The 22,743-nt window shown below is 59.7% G+C and carries 21 protein-coding genes and 1 pseudogene; 16 read left to right on the plus strand and 6 right to left on the minus strand.

Annotated features, from left to right (window positions below):
• Positions 1-97: 97 nt before the first annotated feature.
• Positions 98-415: a phosphoribosyl-AMP cyclohydrolase gene (locus P2081_RS10960; protein WP_278922911.1), complete on the minus strand. Its 318-nt coding sequence runs from the start codon at positions 413-415 to the stop codon at positions 98-100.
• Positions 416-505: 90 nt separating this feature from the next.
• Between P2081_RS10960 and P2081_RS10965 the strand changes: the two genes are divergently transcribed.
• The 5 genes from P2081_RS10965 (at position 506) to P2081_RS10985 (ending at position 5,104) form a co-directional block, all read left to right on the plus strand.
• Positions 506-1,651, plus strand: coding sequence for a CobW family GTP-binding protein (locus P2081_RS10965; RefSeq protein ID WP_278922912.1), 1,146 nt, complete (start codon positions 506-508; stop codon positions 1,649-1,651).
• 87 nt (positions 1,652-1,738) lie between these two features.
• Positions 1,739-1,963, plus strand: a complete 225-nt coding sequence (gene yidD, locus P2081_RS10970; protein WP_278923131.1) for a membrane protein insertion efficiency factor YidD — start codon at positions 1,739-1,741, stop codon at positions 1,961-1,963.
• Positions 1,960-3,879, plus strand: a complete 1,920-nt coding sequence (thrS, locus tag P2081_RS10975) for a threonine--tRNA ligase (protein ID WP_278922913.1) — start codon at positions 1,960-1,962, stop codon at positions 3,877-3,879. Before yidD ends, thrS begins: the two co-directional genes overlap by 4 nt.
• 74 nt (positions 3,880-3,953) lie before the next feature.
• Positions 3,954-4,427, plus strand: coding sequence for a metal-independent carbonic anhydrase family protein (locus P2081_RS10980; RefSeq protein WP_278922914.1), 474 nt, complete (start codon positions 3,954-3,956; stop codon positions 4,425-4,427).
• Between the two features lie 29 nt (positions 4,428-4,456).
• Positions 4,457-5,104: a DUF1826 domain-containing protein gene (locus P2081_RS10985; RefSeq protein WP_278922915.1), complete on the plus strand. Its 648-nt coding sequence runs from the start codon at positions 4,457-4,459 to the stop codon at positions 5,102-5,104.
• Between the two features lie 35 nt (positions 5,105-5,139).
• Here the strand turns inward: P2081_RS10985 and P2081_RS10990 are convergent, their stop codons facing one another.
• Positions 5,140-6,162, minus strand: coding sequence for a GlxA family transcriptional regulator (locus P2081_RS10990; RefSeq protein ID WP_278922916.1), 1,023 nt, complete (start codon positions 6,160-6,162; stop codon positions 5,140-5,142).
• 122 nt (positions 6,163-6,284) lie between these two features.
• Between P2081_RS10990 and P2081_RS10995 the strand changes: the two genes are divergently transcribed.
• The 9 genes from P2081_RS10995 (at position 6,285) to P2081_RS11035 (ending at position 16,002) form a co-directional block, all read left to right on the plus strand.
• Positions 6,285-7,448 (plus strand): S-(hydroxymethyl)glutathione dehydrogenase/class III alcohol dehydrogenase, encoded by a 1,164-nt coding sequence (locus P2081_RS10995; RefSeq protein WP_278922917.1) that lies wholly within the window; start codon positions 6,285-6,287, stop codon positions 7,446-7,448.
• A 620-nt stretch (positions 7,449-8,068) separates the two neighbouring features.
• Positions 8,069-9,802 carry an ABC transporter substrate-binding protein gene (locus P2081_RS11000; protein ID WP_278922918.1) on the plus strand — a complete coding sequence of 578 codons (1,734 nt, stop codon included), beginning with the start codon at positions 8,069-8,071 and terminating at the stop codon, positions 9,800-9,802.
• Positions 9,803-9,963: 161 nt separating this feature from the next.
• Complete coding sequence (locus P2081_RS11005; protein WP_278922919.1) at positions 9,964-11,055, plus strand: ABC transporter ATP-binding protein; 1,092 nt, start codon at positions 9,964-9,966, stop codon at positions 11,053-11,055.
• A gap of 9 nt (positions 11,056-11,064) precedes the next feature.
• Positions 11,065-12,168: an ABC transporter ATP-binding protein gene (locus tag P2081_RS11010; RefSeq protein WP_278922920.1), complete on the plus strand. Its 1,104-nt coding sequence runs from the start codon at positions 11,065-11,067 to the stop codon at positions 12,166-12,168.
• Complete coding sequence (locus P2081_RS11015) at positions 12,165-13,028, plus strand: carbohydrate ABC transporter permease (protein WP_027239267.1); 864 nt, start codon at positions 12,165-12,167, stop codon at positions 13,026-13,028. Before P2081_RS11010 ends, P2081_RS11015 begins: the two co-directional genes overlap by 4 nt.
• A gap of 14 nt (positions 13,029-13,042) precedes the next feature.
• Entirely contained in the window at positions 13,043-13,840 is a 798-nt protein-coding gene (locus P2081_RS11020; protein WP_232404590.1) for a carbohydrate ABC transporter permease, read from the plus strand.
• Positions 13,840-14,118: a DUF2160 domain-containing protein gene (locus P2081_RS11025; protein ID WP_278922921.1), complete on the plus strand. Its 279-nt coding sequence runs from the start codon at positions 13,840-13,842 to the stop codon at positions 14,116-14,118. Before P2081_RS11020 ends, P2081_RS11025 begins: the two co-directional genes overlap by 1 nt.
• Positions 14,119-14,435: 317 nt before the next feature.
• Complete coding sequence (locus P2081_RS11030) at positions 14,436-14,852, plus strand: BlaI/MecI/CopY family transcriptional regulator (protein WP_278922922.1); 417 nt, start codon at positions 14,436-14,438, stop codon at positions 14,850-14,852.
• A complete protein-coding gene (locus P2081_RS11035) occupies positions 14,842-16,002 on the plus strand; it encodes a M56 family metallopeptidase (RefSeq protein ID WP_278922923.1) in 1,161 nt (386 codons plus the stop codon). The genes P2081_RS11030 and P2081_RS11035 overlap by 11 nt, the downstream gene beginning before the upstream one ends.
• A 128-nt stretch (positions 16,003-16,130) precedes the next feature.
• On the opposite strand, the gene P2081_RS11040 is transcribed toward P2081_RS11035, so the two are convergent.
• From P2081_RS11040 to P2081_RS21320, 3 genes and pseudogenes are all read right to left on the minus strand, one after another.
• Positions 16,131-18,428: a methyl-accepting chemotaxis protein gene (locus tag P2081_RS11040; RefSeq protein WP_278922924.1), complete on the minus strand. Its 2,298-nt coding sequence runs from the start codon at positions 18,426-18,428 to the stop codon at positions 16,131-16,133.
• A 354-nt stretch (positions 18,429-18,782) separates the two neighbouring features.
• Positions 18,783-19,715, minus strand: coding sequence for a 4-hydroxyproline epimerase (locus tag P2081_RS11045; protein WP_278922925.1), 933 nt, complete (start codon positions 19,713-19,715; stop codon positions 18,783-18,785).
• Between the two features lie 218 nt (positions 19,716-19,933).
• Positions 19,934-20,068, minus strand: a pseudogene (locus P2081_RS21320) (dihydrodipicolinate synthase family protein); the annotation flags it as partial.
• A gap of 223 nt (positions 20,069-20,291) precedes the next feature.
• On the opposite strand from P2081_RS21320, the gene P2081_RS11055 reads away from it, so the two are divergent.
• The gene (locus tag P2081_RS11055; protein ID WP_278922927.1) at positions 20,292-20,954 is read left to right on the plus strand and encodes a GntR family transcriptional regulator; all 663 of its coding nucleotides are present in this window, start codon (positions 20,292-20,294) and stop codon (positions 20,952-20,954) included.
• Between the two features lie 174 nt (positions 20,955-21,128).
• On the opposite strand, the gene P2081_RS11060 is transcribed toward P2081_RS11055, so the two are convergent.
• A complete protein-coding gene (locus P2081_RS11060) occupies positions 21,129-21,335 on the minus strand; it encodes a cold-shock protein (protein ID WP_278922928.1) in 207 nt (68 codons plus the stop codon).
• Between the two features lie 333 nt (positions 21,336-21,668).
• Between P2081_RS11060 and P2081_RS11065 the strand changes: the two genes are divergently transcribed.
• Entirely contained in the window at positions 21,669-22,697 is a 1,029-nt protein-coding gene (locus tag P2081_RS11065; RefSeq protein ID WP_278922929.1) for a glycosyltransferase, read from the plus strand.
• Positions 22,698-22,743 lie beyond the last annotated feature (46 nt).

Raw genomic sequence — 22,743 nt, forward strand, 5'->3', positions numbered from 1 at the left:
ATCCCATGTCTATCACTCCCAATCCCCCCAACGAAAACCGTCGGGGCAGTGTGTTCACATGGGTCAATTCTCAGTGACAATTTATCGGCATACCGGGTCAGTTCTCAGTGACAATCAACAACAGGGCGTCCTGATCGTCGTCAATCCGCGCTTCGACCACGGTCTGAATCAGGCCAGAGGTCGCCCCCTTGTGCCACAGCACCTGCCGGGCGCGGCTGAAATAATGCGCCTCGCCCGTTTGGATGGTCAGACGAAAGGCTTCGGCATTCATCCAGCCCAGCATCAGCACCTCGCCCGTGGTTGCATCCGTGGTGATACAAGGCATCAGACCATCCTCGCCGAATTTGGGCGCAAGGTCGGTGCTTTCCTCGACCTGTTCCACGGTGGTGCGGGGCTGGAAGTACAGTTGTGTCATATCGCCTTCTCCGGCTCCTTGTAAAACGTTTCGTTATAACGTAACAAGTTTAAACGAAAGGCAACACACTGTAAAGGGGCCAGCGTCGTGATGACCGAGCAGGACAAACGCATTCCCGTGACCTTGCTGACCGGGTTTCTGGGGGCCGGGAAAACCACGCTGTTGAACCATCTGATCCGCGACCCAAACGCGGGGCGGATTGCCGTCATCATGAATGAATTCGGCGATATCGGCCTGGACCACGACCTGATCGAAGAAGCCACCGAAGAGACCATCCTGCTGCCATCGGGCTGCCTGTGCTGTGCGATCCTGGGGGATCTGGCCAAGACGTTCGAGGGCCTGATCGCAAAGCGGGACGCGGGTCAGGTGCAATTTGACCGGGTGGTGATTGAAACCAGCGGCATCGCCGATCCGGCACCGATCGTGCACACGCTGACGACCGATTACCAGATTGCACAGGCCTTCCGGCTGGATGGGGTGGTGACCCTGGTGGATGCGGCGACGGGCATGGAAACGCTCGACCGGCAGTTCGAGGCAGTGCAGCAGGTCGCCATGGCCGATACGCTGGTCCTGTCGAAAACCGATCTGACCGACGGGTTTGACCTGTCCCGGCTTGAAAAACGCCTGGACGGTCTGAACGCCACCGCCCCGCGCATCCGGGCCGACCATGGGCGCGTGCCCGTGGGCGCGTTGTTTGGCCTTTCCGCCCTGCGCGAGGGCGTGGCCGCGCCGGAGGTGGACCGCTGGCTGGGACTGTCGCAAGAGATGGCACAGCCCGATCCGCTGGCCGGGTTGTCCGGTTTTGCCGCCGCGGCAACGCCCCCGGCCCCGCCGGCCTTCAGCCCATCAGCGCCCGCCACACATGACCATCGGATCACCTCCGCCTCGATCGCAGTGACAGATCCCATTGCCGCAAATGTCTTTGATTTCTGGCTGGACTCGCTGATTGCGCTCAAGGGGCAGAACATCCTGCGCATGAAGGGCATCCTGCACGTCGAGGGTCTGCAATACCCGTTTGTCTTTCACGGGGTGCAACATATTTTTGACGCCCCTGTGCCGCTCAAAAGCTGGTCGGGCACGGATACCACAAGCCGGGTCGTTGTCATCGCGCGCGACATGGACGAGGCCGACCTCAAGGCCAGCCTCGACATGCTCCTGATGAAACCAAAGGCCGAGGCCGCACCGCCGGATCTGCCCGGCGGGATGATGGTCGACACCCTGGAATTGCCGTTCTGAGCCATGCCGGTCTGTTGCTACTGCACCCGCGACGCCGCCCCGTCGCATCCGTCGCGCGGCCCGTTGGCGCGACTTGTGATCTGGCTGATGATCCTTCCCGTGCGCGGCTATCGGCTGCTGCTCTCGCCCTGGCTGGGACATGCCTGCCGCTTTCAACCCACCTGCTCTGCCTATGCGATCGAGGCGCTCGACATCCATGGCCCGTGGCGCGGGGCATGGCTTGTGCTCCGGCGTCTCGCCCGCTGCAATCCCTGGGGAGGATCCGGCTATGACCCGGTGCCTCCCCTCCCTGACAGAAAGACCCCGAAATGATCCATATCCGCCTGCCCGATGGCGCAACCCGCGCGCTTGAGCCTGCCAGCACCGCCGCCGACCTTGCCGCCGCCATCAGCCCGAGCCTTGCCAAGCGCACGGTCGCTGCGGTTGTTGACGGAGAGGTCACGGATCTGTCCCGCCCCCTGCCCGACGGTGCCGTGGTGGAGCTGGTGACGCGGGATGACCCGCGGGCGCTGGGGCTGATCCGCCACGACCTCGCGCATGTGTTGGCCGAAGCGGTTCAGGCGCTGTGGCCCGGCACCAGGACCGCCATCGGACCGGCCATCGAACACGGGTTCTACTATGATTTCGAGCGGGACACGCCGTTCACCGCCGAGGATCTGCCCGTGATCGAGAAAAAGATGCGCCAGATCATCGCCGCCAGAACCCCCTTCACCCGCGAGGAATGGACCCGCGAAGAGGCCCGCCAGCATTTTGAGGCCGCAGGCGAAGGATACAAACTGGCGCTGCTTGATGCGATCCCCGAGGGCGAGACCGTCACGATCTATCGCCAGGGGGACTGGCTCGACCTCTGCCGGGGGCCGCATATGCGCAGCACCGCTGATGCCGGCAGCGCGTTCAAACTGACCCGCGTGGCGGGCGCCTATTGGCGTGGGGACAGCAACAACCCGATGCTCAGCCGCATCTATGGGGTCGCCTTTGCCGACAAAGCCGCGCTCGATGCGCATACGTCCATGATGGCCGAGGCCGAAAAACGCGATCACCGCCGACTGGGGCGCGAGATGAACCTGTTCCACTTTGAGGAGGTCGCGCCCGGGTCTGTCTTTTGGCACGCAAAGGGCTGGCGCCTGTTCCAGACGCTGATCGGCTACATGCGCGAGCGCCAGGAGGAAGCGGGCTATATCGAGGTCAACTCTCCCGACATCATGGACCGCGCCCTGTGGGAGACCTCGGGCCATTGGCAGAACTACCGCCAGAACATGTTCCTCGCCAAGACCGAGGACGACCGCGACTACGCGCTCAAACCGATGAACTGCCCCGGCCATATGCTGATCTACGGGCAAGGCACCAAGAGCTATCGCGACCTGCCGCTGAAGATCGCCGAATTTGGCAAGGTGCATCGCTACGAGCCGTCAGGCGCCTTGCACGGGCTTTTGCGCGTGCGCAGTTTCACGCAGGATGATGCCCATATCTATTGCACGCCGGAGCAGCTGACCGAGGAATGCCTGAAGGTCAACGATCTGGTGATGTCGATCTATCGCGACTTCGGTTTTGACGATGTGCGCATCAAGCTCTCGACCCGCCCGGAGAACCGTATCGGCAGTGACGAAAGCTGGGACCGCTCCGAGGATGCGCTGCGTCAGGCGCTGGATCAGGCCGGTCATCCCTATACGATCTTTGAAGGCGAAGGCGCGTTTTACGGGCCAAAGCTCGAATATGTCCTGCGCGACGCCATCGGGCGGGACTGGCAATGCGGCACGCTTCAGGTGGATTTCAATCTGCCGGAACGGTTCGGCACCACCTATGTGGCCTCGTCAGGCGACAAGCTGGCACCGGTCATGCTGCACCGCGCACTGTTTGGATCGCTGGAGCGGTTCACCGGCATTCTGATTGAACACCACGCCGGGCATTTGCCGCTGTGGCTGGCACCGGTGCAGGCGGTTGTCGCCACGGTGACCGGAGCCGCCGATGGCTGGGCCACCGAGGTTGCACAGGCGCTGAAGGCGGCGGGGCTGCGGGTCGAGACCGATCTGCGCAATGAGAAGATCGGCTACAAGGTGCGCGAACACGCGCTGCAAAAGATCCCCGTCCAGATCGCGCTCGGCGGGCGCGAGGCAGACGCGTGCAGCGTGACCATCCGGCGCCACGGAACCGACAAGACCGAGACCCTGCCCCTGGAAGAGGCGGTCCGACTGCTGGTGACAGAGGCGCGTTCTCCCAGCGGCGCATAAGGCCCCGTCGCCCACTCTGCCGTAGGGGGCTGACCGCCCCCCCTTGTGACCCCAACAAACAAAAGGATTTTTCCTTGCAGATCACCGAAAAAGACATCCAGAACGCCCTGACCATCTGGGGGAATGGAAAAATCGCCATCTCGAAGGCCTTTGAGAACGGCGGTATCGAGGCTGCCCGCGCGGTCGCCGCTACCAATATCGACACTTACTACGGCTACACCCTCGGGCCTGTCTTGTTCAAACCGACCATGGCCAGCGGCGCGCAGACCTTTCGTCCGACCAAAGCCGGGGCCTTGGCCTATTTCTGCGGCCATTCCGATGAATACCCCCTCGACAACGGTTTTGCGATCATGGGCTGGCGCGCCATGGAGAGCATCCCTTCGGCCCACTTCATCCAGGGAGATGTCGCGATGTGGATGGGCTGGGTCAAGCTCACCAACAAGGACGGGTCCGTCACCACGGTGGACAAGAGCTTTGGCTACACGAAGGATGAAACAGGCACCCTGCGCATCGTCCTTCATCATTCGTCCCTGCCCTACCAGCCCTGAAATCAATGCCTGAAACAGGAGTTCGCCAGATGATCCTCGACACGCCCCCCGCGCTCGACGACTGTACGACATCGGTCACCGCACCAAGCGGCCTGACGGCCATTCACCAGCCCGCCTGCGCGGCGACGATCTGGAAGCGCGATCCGCTGCCACGATTCCAGAGCTGGATCGATGCGTTGCCGCCCGAACAATTGCCAAAGACGCGGCTGATCCTGCGGCCGGATGCGGTCTGTGACGCGCTCATCAATATTGCCAATCAATGCGGTACGCCGACATGTGAGGAGCGCAACATGTTGATCGAAGATGCCTCTGCACTGGCGTCCATTTTTGCGAATGTCATGGACAGTGCCTACGTCAGGATGCGCTTGGACGTCGTCGATACCAATGCGTGTCGCAAGTTTCATATCGATGCCGTGAAGGCCCGTCTGGTCTGCACCTATCGCGGAACCGGCACGCAGTATGGCCTGTCCGAAAATGGCCACGACCCCGCGCAGATCCTGACCGTCCCAACGGGCGCGCCGATCATTCTGCGCGGCACGCGGTGGCCGGAAACTCCGGTCTCGGGGCTGCTGCACCGCTCGCCGCCCATCGCGGGCACCGGTGAAACACGGCTGCTGCTGGTGCTCGACCCGATCAATGATCCGGCAGAGGAAGCGGCGGCGGCCTACAAGCACTGACCGCAACGCGCCCCAGGTGTTCGCACTGCGGGGCGCTACTCAGGCTGTGTGCCAGAGGTCGCAAACCGCGCCCGGTAGTCGCGCGGCGACAGGGAAAAGCGGCGGCGAAAGGCCTTGCGCATTTGCTCGTCCGACTGAAACCCGGCGCGGTAGGCCAGGGTCTTTAATGGCAGGTCCGTATCGAGCAGCAACGCCTTGGCCCGATCACATCGCAGGGCTTCGAGCATGGTCATCGGGGCGACTGCAAACTCGGCCGTGAACGCGCGGGTCAGGCTGCGCACGCTCATCCCATGCGCGGCGGCGATATCGCTCAGGCTCAGCGGTTGATCCAGCCGGTCGCTCATCCAGGTGAGCACCTTGGTCATGCTGGTTGCGCCCGCCATCTGCCCCGTCAGCAAGGTGCTGAATTGTGATTGCCCGCCGGGGCGTTTGAGGTACATCACCATGTCGCGCGCCACCCCGAGCGCAATGTCACGACCGTAATCCTGTTCGACAAAGGCCAGCGTCAGGTCGATCGCCGCCGTGACCCCCGCAGAGGTCCAGAAACGGCCCGCCTGTACAAAGATCGCATCGGCATCCACATCAATCTCCGGGTAGCGCTGGCGCAGCCGTTCGGCGTAATTCCAATGTGTTGCCGCGCGCTGACCCTCCAGAAGACCAGCCTCCGCCAGAAAATACGACCCCGTACAAAGCGCGGCACAGCGCCGAACCCTCGGTCCGTTCTCGCGACACCAGTCCACCAGCGCGTGTTGTCCACCGAGCACCTCTTCGATCCGGGCAGCGCCAGCGATCAGGACCGTATCCGGCGCGCCAAAATCCTCTAGGGCGACCGTTGCCTCGAGCGACATTGCCGTATCCGAGGGGACATGACCGACCTCGGGAGCTGCGATGGTGACGTCATACCCCCCGGCGTGCCCCGCCTCGGCCAGATGTCGCGTGGCATAACCCAGAACACTGAGCGGCCCCGTCGCCTCCAGTGTCTTGAAGCCCGGGTAGATCACCAAAGCAACTGGCCGCCGTTGATCCATTCTTGATGCAAGATGCTGATATGCAGACATGTCTGATCCCCATTGTGGCCAATACGGCCCGTTGATTGGCCAGATCTGAGGGATCGAACGCCTCGCCCCTGCAATGTGATAGTGTATCATCAGGCAACCACTCCATAACAGAGAGAAATGCCATGAAAACCCGTGCCGCCATCGCTTGGGAACCCAACCGTCCGCTTGAAATCGAAGAGATTGATCTCGATGGGCCAAAAGAGGGCGAGGTGCTTATCCGTATCGTCACAACCAGCCTGTGCCATACCGATATGTTCACCTTGTCCGGCGCTGATCCCGAAGGCCTGTTCCCGGCTGTTCTGGGCCATGAGGCCGTCGGCATCGTCGAGGAACTGGGCAAGGGCGTAACCTCGCTGACGCCCGGCGACCATGTCATCCCACTTTATACGCCCGAGGATCCGAACTGCCCCTATATCAAGTCGGGCAAGACCAACCTCTGCCAGACCATCCGAAAGACCCAAGGCCAGGGCGTGATGCCCGACGGCACCTCGCGGTTCAGCTACAAAGGCAAGATGATCCATCACTATATGGGCACATCCACCTTCAGCGAATACACGGTTCTCCCTGAAATCGCGGTGGCAAAGATCTCAAAGGAGGCCCCGCTGGCCAAAGCTTCCGTTATGGGCTGCGCCATTCCCACCGGCATGGGCGCGGTGCGCAACACGGCCAAGGTCGAACCTGGGGCAACGGTAGCGGTTTTTGGTCTCGGGGCGGTCGGTATGGCCGTCATCCAGGGCGCTAAAATGCAAGGCGCCTCCCGCATCATCGGCATCGACACCAACCCGAACAAGTTCGAACTGGCCCGCAGCCTCGGTGCGCATGATTGCATCAACCCGGCGGACTTCTCACTGCCCATTCAGGACGTGATCGTCGAGATGACGGGCGGCGGCGTCGATTACTCCTTTGAGTGCATCGGCAACGTCAATGTCATGCGCGCGGCCCTGGAGTGCTGCCACAAAGGCTGGGGCGAATGCACGGTCATCGGTGTCGCCGGTGCCGGTGACGAGATCGCCACGCGTCCGTTCCAGTTGGTGACCGGACGGGTCTGGCGCGGATCGGCCTTTGGTGGCGTGCTGGGGCGCAGCCAGCTACCGGGCATGGTGGATGAATGGCTGCGGGGGGATTTTGACGTCGATCCCTACATCACCCACAATATGACGCACGATCAGATCAACACGGCCTTTGACCTGTTACACGCAGGCAAGTCGATCCGGTCGGTGATCCATTTCCAGCCGTCGGACACCATGCTGGTAAACGACCTGCCCGGGATCATCGTTCCAGCCTGACTGATACGGCAACAAGCGAAATGGCCCACAACGATGGTGGGCCATTTACATCTCGACATGTGCGGTCCTGCAGGCTGCGGCTGGGCTGATCTCGGCACCGCGTCAATCCCTTGGCTAGGGTGCGGTTGCAACTAAAATGAAGCTGGTATTTCGGCAGTCAGCCGGGGCCTTTAGTCGATCCCGAAAGATAGCCGTGTTTGCGCCGTCCAAGCCCTTGAGTGCGGCGCAGGTCATCGCCACCTGGGGGGCACCTCAGGCCGGATTACAGTCACATCCAGGACCGTTGAAAGGGGGCTTTCAAACCGCCTTTAACGCGCCATTTGAAACGGCCTTGCAAAGCCTCAAGCCAATGCGCTAGCGGGGCGCGCGGGGCTATCTGCTGCCCAAAATCATTTGCTGCAGATATCGGTGTCCCGCTACAACTACAACCACCCCCTATAATCTGTGTCCAAGTTTGGAAACCGTAGCCACCACAGCGCCCCCATGAAAACATTTATATTTCAATGCAATAAAACAAACTAAAAAATTAGTTTGACAACTGTGACGCCAACATGAAAGCTAATTAGCAGTCAGATGCGAAAAAGCGTAGCTGGCCTTACAGACTTTTAGGGAGGGAAAAGATGCGCAGGTATCTTTTGTCCGCAGCAGCGGTATGCGCCGTGGCTGCGGGACAGGCGGTTTATGCCGATGAAGCAGCCGCACTTAAATGGATCGATGAGGAATTTCAGCCCTCGGTCCTGACCAAAGATGAACAGATGAGCGAGATGCAGTGGTTTATCACCGCCGCGGAGCCCTTCAAAGGGATGGAGATCAACGTGCTCTCCGAGGGGATTCCGACGCATTCTTACGAGTCGGAAGTTCTGACCAAGGCGTTTGAAGAAATCACCGGGATCAAGGTCAACCACCAGATCCTCGGCGAAGGCGAAGTGGTACAGGCGGTTCAGACCCAGATGCAGACACAGCGCAATCTGTATGATGCCTATGTCAATGACTCGGATCTGATCGGCACCCACTCGCGGCTGCAGCTGGCCCATAACCTGACGGATATGATGGCGGGCGATTTCAAGTCGGTGACCAACCCTGGCCTGGACCTTGACGATTTCATGGGGACCCAGTTCACCACCGGTCCCGATGGGGATCTGTATCAGCTGCCCGACCAGCAGTTTGCCAACCTCTACTGGTTCCGCAAAGACTGGTTTGACCGCGCCGATCTGCAAGAGGCCTTCAAGGCAAAATACGGCTATGATCTGGGTGTTCCGGTCAACTGGTCTGCCTATGAGGACATCGCCGAATTCTTTAGCGAAGACGTAAAGGAAATCGACGGCACAGCGATCTATGGCCATATGGATTACGGCAAACGTGCGCCTGACCTTGGCTGGCGTATGACCGATGCCTGGCTGTCGATGGCCGGTGCCGGTTCCAAGGGGGAACCAAACGGCGTGCCAATCGACGAATGGGGCATCCGCATGGAAGCCGGCACCTGTAACCCCGTTGGCGCATCTGTCACCCGTGGCGGTGCTGCAAACGGTCCGGCCGCTGTTTATGCGATCCGCAAATGGGACGAATGGCTGCGCAAATATGCGCCTCCCGGTGCCGCGTCATATGACTTCTACCAGTCGCTGCCAGCCTTGGCGCAGGGCAATGTTGCCCAGCAGATCTTTTGGTACACCGCCTTTACCGCCGATATGGTAAAGCCGCAGTCCGAAGGCAACAACACAGTGGACGAAGCTGGCAAGCCGCTGTGGCGGATGGCGCCAAGCCCACATGGCCCCTACTGGGAAGAAGGTCAGAAAGTTGGCTATCAGGACGTTGGCTCCTGGACCTTCCTCAAATCGACCCCGCTGGAGCGGTCGCAGGCAGCCTGGCTTTATGCTCAGTTTGTTGTGTCCAAAACTGTCGACGTGAAGAAGTCCCATGTGGGTCTGACCTTCATTCGTGACAGCTCGGTCAACCACGAGAGCTTCTCGGAGCGGGCCGAAAACCTGGGCGGTCTGGTAGAATTCTACCGCTCGCCGGATCGTGTGGCCTGGTCGCCAACCGGCGTGAACGTGCCCGACTATCCAAAGCTGGCCCAGATCTGGTGGCAGCAGATCGGCGACGTGAACTCGGGGGCCTTTACCCCGCAAGAAGCGATGAACCGTCTGGCCGAAGAAATGGATATCACCATGGCCCGGATGCAGCGTGCAGACGAGCAGGCTGAGATCTACGGCGGCTGCGGCCCGCGTCTGAACGAGGAAAAAGACGCTGAGTGGTGGTATGCCAATGGCGGCGCCAAGCCACCACTGGAGAACGAAAAACCTGCAGGCCAGACCGTCAACTATGACGAACTGGTCGCCCGCTGGGCCTCGCAGTAACCGCTCCTCCCCGTCGGGCCTGACCCTTTCGGTCTCTGGCCCGACACTTTGCCCCGGAGCGTTGTTTTGCAATGCTTCGGGGCTCTTTCTCCCCCGCAAAATACAGACACGGCCCCAGTCAGCTTTTGCTGCATGGCCGGTTGCCGGAAAGTTAAATAACGATGGCACTTGAACTAAGAAACGTGACCAAGCGCGTTGGCGCGATCGAGCATATCAAGGACACGTCCCTGCTGCTGGAACCTGGTCACTTTAACGTCCTGTTGGGCGCCACCGGGTCGGGCAAGACCTCGCTGATCAAACTGATGGCCGGGCTGGACCCGATGGCCAGCGGTCAGGTGCTTATGGAGGGCGAGGATGTCTCGCGGCTCAGCACCCAGAAGCGCAACATCAGTCTGGTGCACCAGTTTTTCATCAACTACCCCCATATGACGGTCTACGAGAACATCGCCTCGCCGCTGAAAGTGGTCGGAATGGCAAAATCCGAGATCGAAGATCGCGTCGCGGAAGCGGCCAAAATCCTGCAACTGGAGCCAATGCTGCACCGCCGCCCGCACGAATTGTCCGGCGGCCAGCAACAGCGCTGTGCCCTGGCCCGCGCCATCGCCAAGGAAAGCCGCGCGGTGTTCCTGGATGAGCCGCTGGCCAACCTCGACTACAAGCTGCGCGAAGAGCTGCGCGACCAGCTGCCCGAGCTGTTTGCCGGACGCGGTGCCGTGGTGGTCTATGCCACATCGGAACCCGAAGAGGCGCTGCTGTTGGGCGGCAAAACCGCCCTGATGCGCGACGGGCGCGTCACCCAGTTTGGCCCTACGGCCGAAATCTACCGCGACCCCGGCAATCTGGATGCGGCGCGGGTGTTTTCGGACCCGCCGATCAATACCGCAACGGTGACCAAAGAAGGCACCACTGCCCGTTTGGGCGCCGATGTGCAGTGGCAGCTGGACGGCGCTGCTGCGGGTCTGCGCGATGGCAGCTATTCCATCGCCATCCGCCCCTATCACGTCCTGCCCAGCGCCAGCGAAAAGGCCTCTGTGCGCCTTGATGGCCGGGTACTGGTGACCGAGCTGTCAGGCTCGGAAAGTTCTGCGCATTTCGATCTTGGCCTTGGCGGCACCGCAGGCGGCGAGGCCCAGGCCAACTGGGTATCCCTCTCGGCGGGCGTCCACCCCTACAAGATTGGCGAAATGCATGATTTCTATATGGACCCTTCGGCGTGCTACTTCTTTGCACCCGATGGCTCCCGCGCAGCCTGAGGCTCAAGAATGGCAAAAATTACACTCTCAAAGCTGCGACACAGCTATATGCCCGCCCCCCAATCCCCGTCAGACTATGCGCTGAAAGAGATTGATCTGGACTGGAGCGACGGCGGCGCCTATGCGCTGCTTGGCCCATCCGGCTGCGGCAAATCCACCCTGCTCAACATCATTTCGGGGCTGCTGGTGCCCTCGGAGGGCCAGATCCTGTTTGATGGTCAGGACGTTACCGCCCTGCCGCCGGATCAGCGCAACATTGCCCAGGTGTTTCAGTTCCCGGTGATCTACGACACCATGACGGTCTACGACAATCTTGCCTTCCCGCTGCGCAATCGCGGCCGCGATGAAGCGACGGTAAAAACCCGCGTGATGGCGATTGCCGAAATGCTGGAAGTCACCGACATGCTCCAGACCCGCGCGGCGAACCTCAGCCCTGACAACAAGCAAAAGATCTCCATGGGGCGCGGATTGGTGCGCGAAGACGTCAATGTGGTGATGTTTGACGAACCCCTGACAGTGATCGACCCACATCTGAAATGGAAGCTGCGCTCAAAACTGAAAGAACTGCACCAGCGCGTCAAGGCCACGATGATCTACGTCACCCACGACCAGACAGAGGCGCTGACCTTTGCCGATCAGGTGGTGGTGATGCAGGACGGTGAAGTGGTGCAGATCGGCACGCCGGTCGAGCTGTTTGATCGCCCCGCCCATACATTTGTCGGCCATTTCATCGGCTCGCCGGGGATGAATATCCTGCCCTGCACCCTGCAGGCCGGCGCGGCCCGTTTTGCAGACCAGACCATTGCGCTGGAAGGACCAATCCGTGGCAAGCCCCAGGGCAAAACCGAAGTCGGCATCCGCCCGGAATTTGTCTCGCTGGCTGACACCGGCCTGCCCGCAACGGTGACCAAAGTGTCCGATGTGGGACGCCACACGGTGGTGGAGTGCCAGGCCAGTGGCAGCCGCATCAACGCAGTGATCGAGGGCGCCGGCCCTGCAACCGGCACCCCGGTGCATCTTGATTTTCGCCGGGACCAAACCCGGCTTTATGTGGACGGCTGGCTGGCCAGCACCCCCGACACCCCCGACACCGCAGCGGAGGCGACACAATGAAAACCGAAAACCAAAAAGCCTGGTTCTTTGTGCTGCCCGTGCTGGTGCTGGTGGCCTTTAACGCGCTGATCCCGATGATGACCGTGGTGAATTACTCGGTGCAGGAAACCTTTGGCGACAATGTGTTTTTCTGGCAGGGCCTGGATTGGTTCGAACAAATCCTGCGCTCTGATCGCTTTCATGCTGCGCTGGGGCGGCAGTTCCTGTTTACCTTTCTGATCCTCATCATCGAGGTGCCGCTTGGCATTATCATCGCCCTGGCGATGCCGCGCAAAGGCTTCTGGGTGCCGGTCTGTCTGGTCACCATGGCGCTGCCGATGCTGATCCCCTGGAACGTGGTTGGCGCGATGTGGAACATCTTTACCCTGCCCGACATTGGCCTCCTGGGCTATTTCCTCAACCATGTGCTGGGCGTCTCCTATGACATGACCCAGAATCCGCTGGCGGCCTGGGTGACCATTGTCACCATGGATGTCTGGCACTGGACATCATTGGTGGTGCTCTTGGCCTATGCTGGCCTGGTGTCGATCCCGGATGCCTATTACCAGGCGGCAAAAATCGACGGCGCCTCCAACTGGGCCGTGTTCCGGTTCATCCAGCTGCCCAAAATGAAAACCGTCCTCACCATCGCCATTCTGTTGCGCTTTATGGACAGTTTCAACATCTACACCGAGCCATTTGTGCTCACCGGTGGTGGCCCTGGCAACTCCACCACGCTGTTGTCGATTGATCTGGTGAAAATCGCCCTGGGTCAGTTTGACCTTGGCCCGGCTGCTGCCATGTCGCTCATCTATTTCGCAATCACGCTTCTGGTCTCCTGGCTGTTTTATACGCTGATGACCAAAGACGACCTGAACTAAGGAGGGTTTGAGAGATGCAAAAACGATCCATCATCCCCATTGTCTATATTCTCTTCCTGATGCTGCCAATCTACTGGCTGGTCGCGATGAGCTTCAAGACCACCAATGAAATCCTCTCGGGCTTCTCGCTGTTCCCGCAGACCTTCACGCTGGAAAACTACGTCACCATCTTTACCGATCCGACCTGGTACTGGGGCTATATCAACTCGATACTCTACGTCAGCATCAACACGGTGATCTCGGTCGCCGTGGCGCTGCCGGCCGCCTATGCGTTTTCGCGCTACCGCTTTCTGGGCGACAAGCAGCTGTTCTTCTGGCTGCTGACCAACCGGATGGCACCGGCTGCGGTCTTTGCGCTGCCCTTCTTTCAGCTCTATTCGGCGGTGGGAATCTTTGACACCCATCTGGCGGTGGCCCTGGCCCATTGCCTGTTCAACATCCCGCTGGCAGTCTGGATCTTAGAGGGCTTCATGGGCGGCATCCCCAAGGAGCTGGACGAGACCGCCTATGTGGACGGCTATTCCTTCCCGCGTTTCTTTGGCACCATCTTTATCCCCTCGATCAAGGCAGGCGTCGGCGTTGCCGCCTTCTTCTGCTTCATGTTCTCCTGGGTGGAGCTGCTCTTGGCCAAGACCCTGACAGCCGTGGCGGCAAAACCCATCGCCGCCACCATGACCAAAACCGCATCAAGTGCCGGCTATGAACTGGGCCTCTTGGCGGCCGCGGGCACATTGACAATCATTCCGGGGGCCATCGTGATCTGGTTCGTCCGAAACTATATCGCAAAAGGTTTTGCGATGGGGAGGGTATAATGCTTTCTTGGATGGCCTGGACCTGGCCGACAGCCCTGGTCTTTATCGGTATTTTCTCTGCCATTGGCGTGCTTGTCCTGCTGGAAATTCGCAGCCCCGGTGGGGATACACGCAAAGGTGTGTTGGGGCTCTCCACCACACGCGGTGACCGTTTGTTCATCACCCTTCTGGGCACCAGCTACATCTTCCTCGCCTGGCTTGGATTGTTCGGCATGCCGCTCTGGTACCCGCTGGGGCTTTCCATTCTCTGGGGCATCTTCACCTTCTGGAAGGTGTAACAGCGCCGCCTTGGAGTGGCGGGTCAAGGGGGACAAAGGCCCCGCGCCAGCGGCTTGCCCTTGACGCGTCTACCTGAACAAAATTGCCAAGGGTCTGAATGGACAGTCCTGCCCATTCAGACCTTCTCAGCAAATCCTTACCAGTTTCCCCCTGGCCAGCTTCCCCCTGGCCAGGGCCGGCATATCACCCCCGCCCCAGGCAGAAATAGGCGCGCGGAAGCGCTCATTGTGACATCCCTCGGCCCTGAACCAGCACGCTGCTAAAGAAATAGTTTTCAATAGACACCGCCATCCCCTATCATCATGAAAAGACCAAAATGGACCGGACATCAGACGACATGCGTAAGAAACAGGACAATTCACTGCTGACCGAGGTTGAGCTTGAATTCATGACCGTCGTCTGGGCTACCGGGGGCGGTACCGTAAGGGAAATCCTTGCGGTGCTGAACCAGGCACAGGAACGCGCCTACACATCGGTGGCAACGGTGCTCAAGATCATGGAACAAAAGGGCTTTCTAACCAGCGAAAGGGCAGACCGTTCGCTGATCTATCGCCCCGCCATTCCCAAAGCAGAGTATCAAAAAATCTCTCTGAAAAACCTTTCGAGCAAGCTGTTCAACGGCGCGCCTGCGGCTCTGGTCGCCCGCCTTGTTGATGATGAGGAAGTTACCGACGACATGCTCGTTGAGATGCGGGCGCTGCTGAACGAAAGGTTGGGGGACAATGGAAACTGACGCGCTGATCAATGGATATCTGGATCTGAATCTTCTGGTGCTTGCAGGCACCCTGCTTTGGCTTTCAGCGCGAAAACTCTTGTCCCTTACCAGGCTGGCACATGCCTTTGGCGCACAACTGCGGCTGATGAATGCGCTGACGCTGCTGCTGGCGCTGTCGCCGCTCTTGATGTTTGGCTTCACCCGGCTGGTAATGGCCCACCCCCCCAATATTTCCGACCTGATGGTCTCGCAGTTTTTGCAAGGCAACGTCAGCATGAGCGCCGCCAGTTTTGAAACCCTTCTGGGCCTGCGCGAAGACACCGTGCGGGTACTGTCCTCCCAGCAACTGCTCTGGACCCGGCTGGTTGCTGCCGCACTTGCCATGGGCGGGCTGGTCTGCGCCATCCATGTGGTCATCTCGGTGCTGCGTCTGCGCCGCGCCCTGGGCCGGGCGTTCCTGTGGAAAAGCATTGGCAAAACCCGGATCCTGGTCTCGGATGAGACCCCGGTAGCCTATTCCACCCGGGGGCTGATTAACCGCTACGTGGTGCTGCCATCTCCCCTGCTGACCGCGCCGCAGGATCTCAAGCTGACCCTGGCGCATGAACTGCAGCATTTTCGCCAGCGCGACATCGAATGCGAGTTCCTGCTGGAAATGCTGCGCCCGGCGCTGTTTTGGAATCCTGCTTTTTTCCTCTGGCGTCGTGAAGTGCGCCATCTGCGTGAATTTGCCTGTGATCAGGCGCTAATGGCGCGGCCAGGTCTGGATCTGCGCGCCTATTGCGAATGCCTGATCCGTGCCTGCGCCGAAGCCGCAAGAGAGCGGGTCTTCTTTACCCGCCGCAGCCCTGCTGTGGCCCTGGTGGATCGCCGCGAAACCCGGAGCAGTTCCACCCTGCAGCAGCGGATCATTGCGGTCACCACCAATGCCCCACATGGCGAAGCGGGCCTTGGCTGGGCACTGGTTTCGGGCATGATGATCACTGCCGTGCTCGCCACCGCCATGTTGATACAGCGCCCCGGCGACTGGAGTCATGACCGGTTGATGCTGTCGACCATCGTCAACCTGGAGCGCATGGCCTCCCGCTCCTCCGCGTCAAGCACTGACGGCATGCCCTCGGCCACGGCGATCTTGCAGCGCAGTTTCATGCCTGTCGCCTCTCCCTGACGCCGCCACTTTCGACCACCACCCTTTCACTACAGGCCAATAGCAGCGCCATTGGCCCTGCCCGTCCATTGTGTGGTATCCGGCGTCTGTTTGCGCCCCTTGCCGTTTGCAGCGGTCTTCGCGCATATCTAGGCTGATTGCTGCTGATCCGCTGCATCCGCCCAGTCTGTGGGTTCTTGCCAACCGACGGCCTGCGCCACTCTCCAATCTGCAGGCAGCTGGCCCTGCCCAAGATCAAAACGGCCGACGATGCCTGACAGGCTGGTCGCCTCTTGCTGCAACAGCTGGCTGGCGGCAGAGGCCTCTTCCGCCATGGCAGCATTCTGCTGGGTGACCCCATCCATGGTCTCCATCGAACCATTGATATCCTCCAGACCCTTGGATTGCTTGCGCACCCCGCCAGCGATCTCGCTCACCAGACCGGAAACCTCGCTCACCTTGCCAATGATCCTCGACAAGGCCTCTCCGGCCTGGCCCACCATATCCACGCCATTGGCCACATGGGCCTCGCTCGCCGAGGTCAACTGCTGGATTTCCCCGGCCGCCGTTGAGGTCCGCAGCGCCAGGGCGCGCACCTCCGAGGCCACCACGGCAAACCCTGCCCCGGAAGAACCCGCCCGCGCCGCCTCGACCCCGGCATTCAGCGCCAACAGGTTGGTCTGAAAGGCGATGTCATCGATCATGTTGATAATCTTGGAAATCTCGTTAGAGGTCTGCTGGATCTGATCCATTGCCCCTACGGCTGCGGTCACAACCTTGGTACTGCCTTCGGCCTCGGACCGGGTTCGGCCCATTGCCTTGTCCATCTGCGCCGCCTGCTCGGCGGTGGTTCGGATATTCGCGGTCAGATCACGCAGCGCCGTGGCTGTCTGTTCCAGCGTAGAGGCCTGGCTTTCGGTACGATGTGCCATCTCATCTGCTGCGGTACTTTGTTCTTGGGAAAACCTACCGACATGCTCCGAGGCGCTGACAACTTCGCCCATGGAATCGCGCAGGTTGGCCAGGCTATGATTGAAGTTTTCGCGCAGCGTTTCATAGTTATCCGCAAAGGGCGCGCGGATATCACAGGCCAGGTTGCCAGCCTGCAACTGCGACAGCGCTCGGCTCATTTCATCAACCACAGCCGCAGTTTGCCGGGCGGTCTGCTCCTCGCGGGCGGCGGCGGCATCCGCCTGCTTCAGTTTATCACGGAAACTGTCCAGGCTGCGGGCCAGGTCGCCCAGCTCATCTCCGCGTGATTTTCCCGTAATCTCAATATGATAATCATCTTCGGCCAGGGCATTAGTTACCTGACGCAGGGCCTGGATAGGCACCGTCACACGGCGTGCAGCGACAAAGGACACGACAATAGCAATCAACACAGCCCCGCCAATTACCGCCATGGCAATCAGGCGAATTTGGTTCAGCTCTGCAAAGGCGGTTGCCTCGTCGGTTTCCAGCACCAGAGACCAGGTAAAACCAGGCAGCTCCAGCGGCATGACCAGGGCGGTTGCCGTGCCCCCTGCCATGGCAGGAACCCCATCAAAACGGGCTGTCTCTCTGGTGCGGGCCGCCTGGGTTTGCGGCAGATCCGGCAAGGCATCCAACACACCGAACTGATCCCCCAGCGAAGAGGGGCTGCGCGCCAGTCCATCCGGGCTGACCAGATAGATGTTCTGATGCCCCAGGTCTTCCAGATTTTTCGTCAGGGCCTGAACCACCCCAGCACTGCCCAGACGCACGGCGATCACGCCAACAGTCTTTTGCTGCTTGTTGACCACCGGGGTCGCCAGAAAGGCAGAGGGCACATCGCCGGCCGGGCCGTAGAGGGTAAAGTCGGAATTCACCACTTGGCCCGGTTCCACGGCCAGAGCTTCGGCAAACAGGTGCCCCAACCCGGTTTCGGCCAATTCCCCTGTGGCAAAGCTATTGGCGTAGTCGTCCAGCTTGTTGACCGAATAGATCAGAAGTCCCGCCTCATCAAAAAGATAGAGATCTTCATAGCCATTCAGGTCAACGATGCGCTGAAAGGTCGGGTGATAGCTGGCATGCGACTGGCTGTAATAGGACCCATCCCCCGGATCGACCAGCTGCGCCCGTTGATCAACCGGATTGGGGTTTTCGCTGCCATAGACACGCTTGAGATAGGCAATTGGGTCCGGCTCTTCGATCATGCCGATCACACGGGTAAAATTGCTGACCGCGCGAAAAACCGTTGGCTGGGCTGCTTGGCTTGCCAGGTTCGCATGGGCCGAAGAGATCAGGAATTCCAGCGCCTGCGCACCAGCCTTGGCCTCGCTCTCATGTGCCGTATAGATGTTTTTGCGAATACTCTTCTCGGCCATCGAATAGACCAGAAAGGCAACAGTAACGAGAAAGGTCGCTGTCAGCGCCACCATGACTATCGGCAGTTTTGCCGTAAGGGGGAGCTTTTTCATATTAAACATCACCGGATCCTTATCTGGGGCGGCCATCCTGCCCTTCGTTCGCCAGCACTACTGGCCTCGCCACATATGAGGTGAGCAGCCTGAATGATGTTTCAGAAAGCCTTATAAAAGATTGACTTCGGCCGTTTCGCGCGCAAAACGCACAGATCATCCCTGAAGTTCGCCAGGTTTTGCCCGACCGGGGCAGATCAAAGATCTCTAGGGGGGCAAGCTACAAAGCACAGCGCCGCAGGGTCGACAGCGGGTCCTTTGGGTCCAGCAACCAAAGCGGTGCCTGGCCCAGCCTCCTAGCAAAGTCGGCGAGGCAATCCCGCTAATGGCAAAGGCCGTGCCCCGGTCTCTGTGGCACTGTTCTCAGACCGGGATCCCACTGCGATAGGGATCCTGCGCGGCAAAGACCAAACAGGCCTCTGCCGTGACATAGGCCTCACCCGCGATGGTGGGGATCACCTGCCCTGCCCCATCAAGATGATATCGCATGGTGTAGCAACTGCCGATGACGCTTTCCTGCACCCAGGGCGTATCGGGCGCCAGCAGGTCATCTGCGGCCAGGCAGGCCAGTTTGGCGGAACTTCCCGTACCACAGGGCGAACGATCATAGGCCCCACCAGGGCATAGCACAAAGTTACGCCCATCGGCCTGGGGCGACATGGCGGCACCGCAGAATTCCACATGGTCAATCCGTGCACCCTGTGCACCAGTTACCCCGGCGCGGTCCAGCGCAGCACGAATGGCAAGCGCCGCCCCGGTCAGGCGCCCCACCTGTGCGGGCAGCAGGGGGGCCGGACAATCGGCGGTCAAAAAGAACCAATTGCCACCCCAGGCGACATCACCAGTCACCCTGCCCTGCCCTGGCACATCGATGTGGACGTCCTTGGAGTGGCGATAGCTGGCCACATTTTGCACCACCCCCCGATTGGGCGAGGTTAGCTCTGCCAGGATCACCCCAACCGGGGTTTCAATCTTATGCTGCCCCAGCCCGATACGCCCCAGATGATACAGGCTGACAAGCAGGCCGATGGTAGCATGGCCGCACATGCCCAAAGGGCCAGCCGGGTTGAAATAGATCACCGCAGCCACACAGGCCGGATCCTCTGGCGGCAAGAGCAGCGCGCCCACCATGGCATCATGCCCGCGGGGCTCTGCCAGGACTGCGGCACAGAAATCCGCATGGCTGGTTGCCAGTTGCGCCGCCCGCTCTGCCAGGGGGCCAGTGCCAAGGTCTGGCCCACCAGTCAGGATCAGACGTGTTGGCTCTCCGCCGGTGTGGCTGTCAATGACACGCATGATCAGATCCGGGCCTTAGACTGGGCAGTCCAGGTCTGATACCAGGCTTTGAACAGACTATACTGCGCCTCGGCATAGCCGCACTGGCTATCGGTCAGGGCATCACTCTTGTTGAGGCGTAGCGCATATTCACAATCTTCATTCAGCGCCATGAGATGCTTGTAGTAGAGCACCAGAGACAGATCGGCACGGGTGGCAAAGCCGTAATAGGGACTGTTGTAGATCACCGCCGTCATGCCTGCCGCGATCAGCTCTTGGCCCCTGCGCACCAAGGCGTCAAAATTCGGGCCGCGATCAGCCGTGCAGGGTGTCATCAGGGCTGGAATGCAACCGGAGAAGATATCTGTGGTCATGGTCTTTTCCTTACGAGCGGGCCAGCCAGCGGGTGACAAAGCGACAGGCAATTGACAGCCGCAAACCCTACGGCCCCAAGGGGATTGCCCCTGGGTATCAGCAAGGCAGAAGGTGCGGCACCTGCCAATCTTCTATTTCATATTGGATCCAATTTACAATATATTTTGTTTCATAACTTTCATCCCCCGGGAAAAGCCGGTATAAATACGCAAGGAGGCCCCTATGAAATTGAATTCCGTCGATATTTCAAAGACCGCTTCGGCGTCTTCGATCGTCTTTGATGCCCTGCGCAAGGCGATCATCGAAGGGGACGTCAAAGAAGGGGAACCCCTGCGCCAGGATGAAATTGCCCGACTATTCAACACCAGCCGAATCCCTGTCCGCGAGGCGATTTCACGGCTGGAAGAACAAGGCCTTGTCAAAACCCAGCGCTACAAGGGGGCCGTTGTCTCTGGGCTGTCGCAAACTGAGGCCGAAGAAATTTTCGATTTCCGCGCCCTGATAGAACCAGAGGTGATCCGCCGGGCCGTGCCTTTGATGTCGCAGGAAACGTTAGAACGTGCCCGCGAATCCTGGACTGCCTTTTCCACCTCTTCCGAACCAATGCGCTGGGGAGAGCTAAACCGGGACTTTCACGCCACGCTCTACCGGGCCAGCGGTCTGCAGTACCATCTGGACATCATTGACAATGCGATGGACCGAGTGGATCGCTATCTGCGGGCGCAATTGGTCATGTCCAACGGCATGCAGCGGGCCAATGAGGAACATATCGCAATCTGGGAGGCCTGCGTGAACGGCAATGCCGCCCAGGCGGCCGATTTGACTCGGCAGCATATCACGGGGGCGCGTGAATCCCTGATGCAGAACATCAACGGGCTGCGCTAGGGTCAGGCCCCATTAATCCTGCATGTTCAGTATTTGGCTTGGCATGTTTTATATGCCCAAACCACCGCCCCCTGCCCGCAGTGCGTGCAAGCATGGAAAACACAAACGCGCCCCCGTTTCCGGGGCCGCGTTCACAAAACACAGTCTGGCGGGCCTTGTTGGCCTACCGGATCCTTACAGCAGTGCCAGATTCACAGCGGCTTCACGACCATCCCGGCCGGGTTCGATATCGAAGCTGACTTTCTGATTGTCAGCCAGCCCGGTCAAGCCAGAGCGTTCGACTGCCGAAATATGCACAAACACATCCTTGGTGCCGCCATCGGGGGCGATAAATCCAAAGCCTTTGGTTGCGTTAAACCATTTCACGGTGCCAGTGGCCATTTCCGTATTCTCCCTTTTGATTTGCTGCCCGCAGGAGTGCGACAGCCCGGCGTTGTCTGGTCTGTAATCGAAGTCTGAACGCCGTAAAATAGGAGACAGTAGGTCGACATAGAGATACACAAGCCCTCAAAATATGCGACTGCTTTTTGCGTCTGGCAATAGCCGAGGCGCGCTCGAACCGGGATATTGGCAATTTTTTGCGCACCCCGCGACCTGCGTGACATGCATCGCCCCCAGTGGATAAACCGCTCGGCATGTTCTATGACACGGACACCCAGTACTGTTCAGGCTGTATTGACCAGCCCGGGCCTGCAACGAGTGGAAGACAAAATCATGCCGCAACAAAAAGACACTGCACTCGACCAAACGGCCGCCCCTGCAGAAGCATCCCCCAACCCTGAGCCAGAGTTGGTTTCGATGTTTGTCATGTCGTACAATCAGGCAGACTATATCGAGGCAACGGTAAAATCCGCCTTTGCCCAGACCTACGCAAATCTTGAAATCATCCTGTCGGATGACGGTTCAACCGACGGCACCTTTGAAATCATGCAGCGCCTGGCCCAAGACTATCAGGGCCCGCACCAGGTGCGACTGAACCTAAACCCAACAAACCTGGGCTTTATTGGTCATCTCAACAAGATCTTCGACCTTAGCCGTGGAGGTCTGATCGTCTACGCCCCCGGCGATGACATTTCGCACCCCGATCGTTGTAGTAAACTCTATCATGCCTTTGCACAGGACCGGCCGCTTTTGGTGCATTCGGACGTCAACAACATGGATCAGCACGGCATGCTGACCGGGTCCACGACGTCACGCCAAAAGATCCTTGCCGATATGACACTGGAAGATACTGCTGGCTCGCTGGCGCTTGGCATCGGGGCGACCTGCGCCTGGCACCCCGACATTCGGCGCCTCTTTGGTCCGATTGAAGGGGACGCAACCTTTGATGATCTGATCTTCTTCTTCCGCGCCACGTTGATGGACCGGATTATCCATGTGCCAGAACCGCTGGTCGATTACCGCCTGGGTGTGGGGCTTTCTCAGCCAAAAGCAAAATCCTTTCAGCAAGGTGTCGCGCAGGAACGTAAGAACTGGCAGCGGGCCCATGACACCTATCGCCAACGTCTGAAGGACTGTCAGAAGATGCGCCCCGACCAGACCGGCGTGATCAAGCTGCTGCAGAAGAAGCTGGAAATCGCCGAGTATCAGCTGGAACTGTTCAACGCCCCTTTTCGGGCCGCATGCAAGGCACTGCTGTCGCGACAAAAGTTCAAGGCACTGCTCTCTATGGTGAACCGTTTGCGCAAAATGACCCCCAAGCGACAGAAAAGAAATCTCGCGCGTGCGCAAGGAAACATGTGAACCTGCCCCGAGATACCCAGAAGTCGATCCGCTGTCGCGTGCCAGG

This window comes from Pseudophaeobacter profundi (assembly GCF_029697505.1).
In the GTDB taxonomy this organism is placed as follows: domain Bacteria; phylum Pseudomonadota; class Alphaproteobacteria; order Rhodobacterales; family Rhodobacteraceae; genus Pseudophaeobacter; species Pseudophaeobacter profundi.

Excerpts from the sequence above, each read along its gene's own strand:
- P2081_RS10960 (WP_278922911.1), bottom strand. The coding sequence starts at position 415 with ATGACACAACTGTACTTCCAGCCCCGCACCACCGTGGAACAGGTCGAG.
- P2081_RS10965 (WP_278922912.1), top strand. The coding sequence starts at position 506 with ATGACCGAGCAGGACAAACGCATTCCCGTGACCTTGCTGACCGGGTTT.
- yidD (WP_278923131.1), top strand. The coding sequence starts at position 1,739 with ATGATCCTTCCCGTGCGCGGCTATCGGCTGCTGCTCTCGCCCTGGCTG.
- thrS (WP_278922913.1), top strand. The coding sequence starts at position 1,960 with ATGATCCATATCCGCCTGCCCGATGGCGCAACCCGCGCGCTTGAGCCT.
- P2081_RS10985 (WP_278922915.1), top strand. The coding sequence starts at position 4,457 with ATGATCCTCGACACGCCCCCCGCGCTCGACGACTGTACGACATCGGTC.
- P2081_RS10990 (WP_278922916.1), bottom strand. The coding sequence starts at position 6,162 with ATGTCTGCATATCAGCATCTTGCATCAAGAATGGATCAACGGCGGCCA.
- P2081_RS10995 (WP_278922917.1), top strand. The coding sequence starts at position 6,285 with ATGAAAACCCGTGCCGCCATCGCTTGGGAACCCAACCGTCCGCTTGAA.
- P2081_RS11000 (WP_278922918.1), top strand. The coding sequence starts at position 8,069 with ATGCGCAGGTATCTTTTGTCCGCAGCAGCGGTATGCGCCGTGGCTGCG.
- P2081_RS11005 (WP_278922919.1), top strand. The coding sequence starts at position 9,964 with ATGGCACTTGAACTAAGAAACGTGACCAAGCGCGTTGGCGCGATCGAG.
- P2081_RS11010 (WP_278922920.1), top strand. The coding sequence starts at position 11,065 with ATGGCAAAAATTACACTCTCAAAGCTGCGACACAGCTATATGCCCGCC.
- P2081_RS11015 (WP_027239267.1), top strand. The coding sequence starts at position 12,165 with ATGAAAACCGAAAACCAAAAAGCCTGGTTCTTTGTGCTGCCCGTGCTG.
- P2081_RS11020 (WP_232404590.1), top strand. The coding sequence starts at position 13,043 with ATGCAAAAACGATCCATCATCCCCATTGTCTATATTCTCTTCCTGATG.
- P2081_RS11025 (WP_278922921.1), top strand. The coding sequence starts at position 13,840 with ATGCTTTCTTGGATGGCCTGGACCTGGCCGACAGCCCTGGTCTTTATC.
- P2081_RS11030 (WP_278922922.1), top strand. The coding sequence starts at position 14,436 with ATGGACCGGACATCAGACGACATGCGTAAGAAACAGGACAATTCACTG.
- P2081_RS11035 (WP_278922923.1), top strand. The coding sequence starts at position 14,842 with ATGGAAACTGACGCGCTGATCAATGGATATCTGGATCTGAATCTTCTG.
- P2081_RS11040 (WP_278922924.1), bottom strand. The coding sequence starts at position 18,428 with ATGTTTAATATGAAAAAGCTCCCCCTTACGGCAAAACTGCCGATAGTC.
- P2081_RS11045 (WP_278922925.1), bottom strand. The coding sequence starts at position 19,715 with ATGCGTGTCATTGACAGCCACACCGGCGGAGAGCCAACACGTCTGATC.
- P2081_RS11055 (WP_278922927.1), top strand. The coding sequence starts at position 20,292 with ATGAAATTGAATTCCGTCGATATTTCAAAGACCGCTTCGGCGTCTTCG.
- P2081_RS11060 (WP_278922928.1), bottom strand. The coding sequence starts at position 21,335 with ATGGCCACTGGCACCGTGAAATGGTTTAACGCAACCAAAGGCTTTGGA.
- P2081_RS11065 (WP_278922929.1), top strand. The coding sequence starts at position 21,669 with ATGCCGCAACAAAAAGACACTGCACTCGACCAAACGGCCGCCCCTGCA.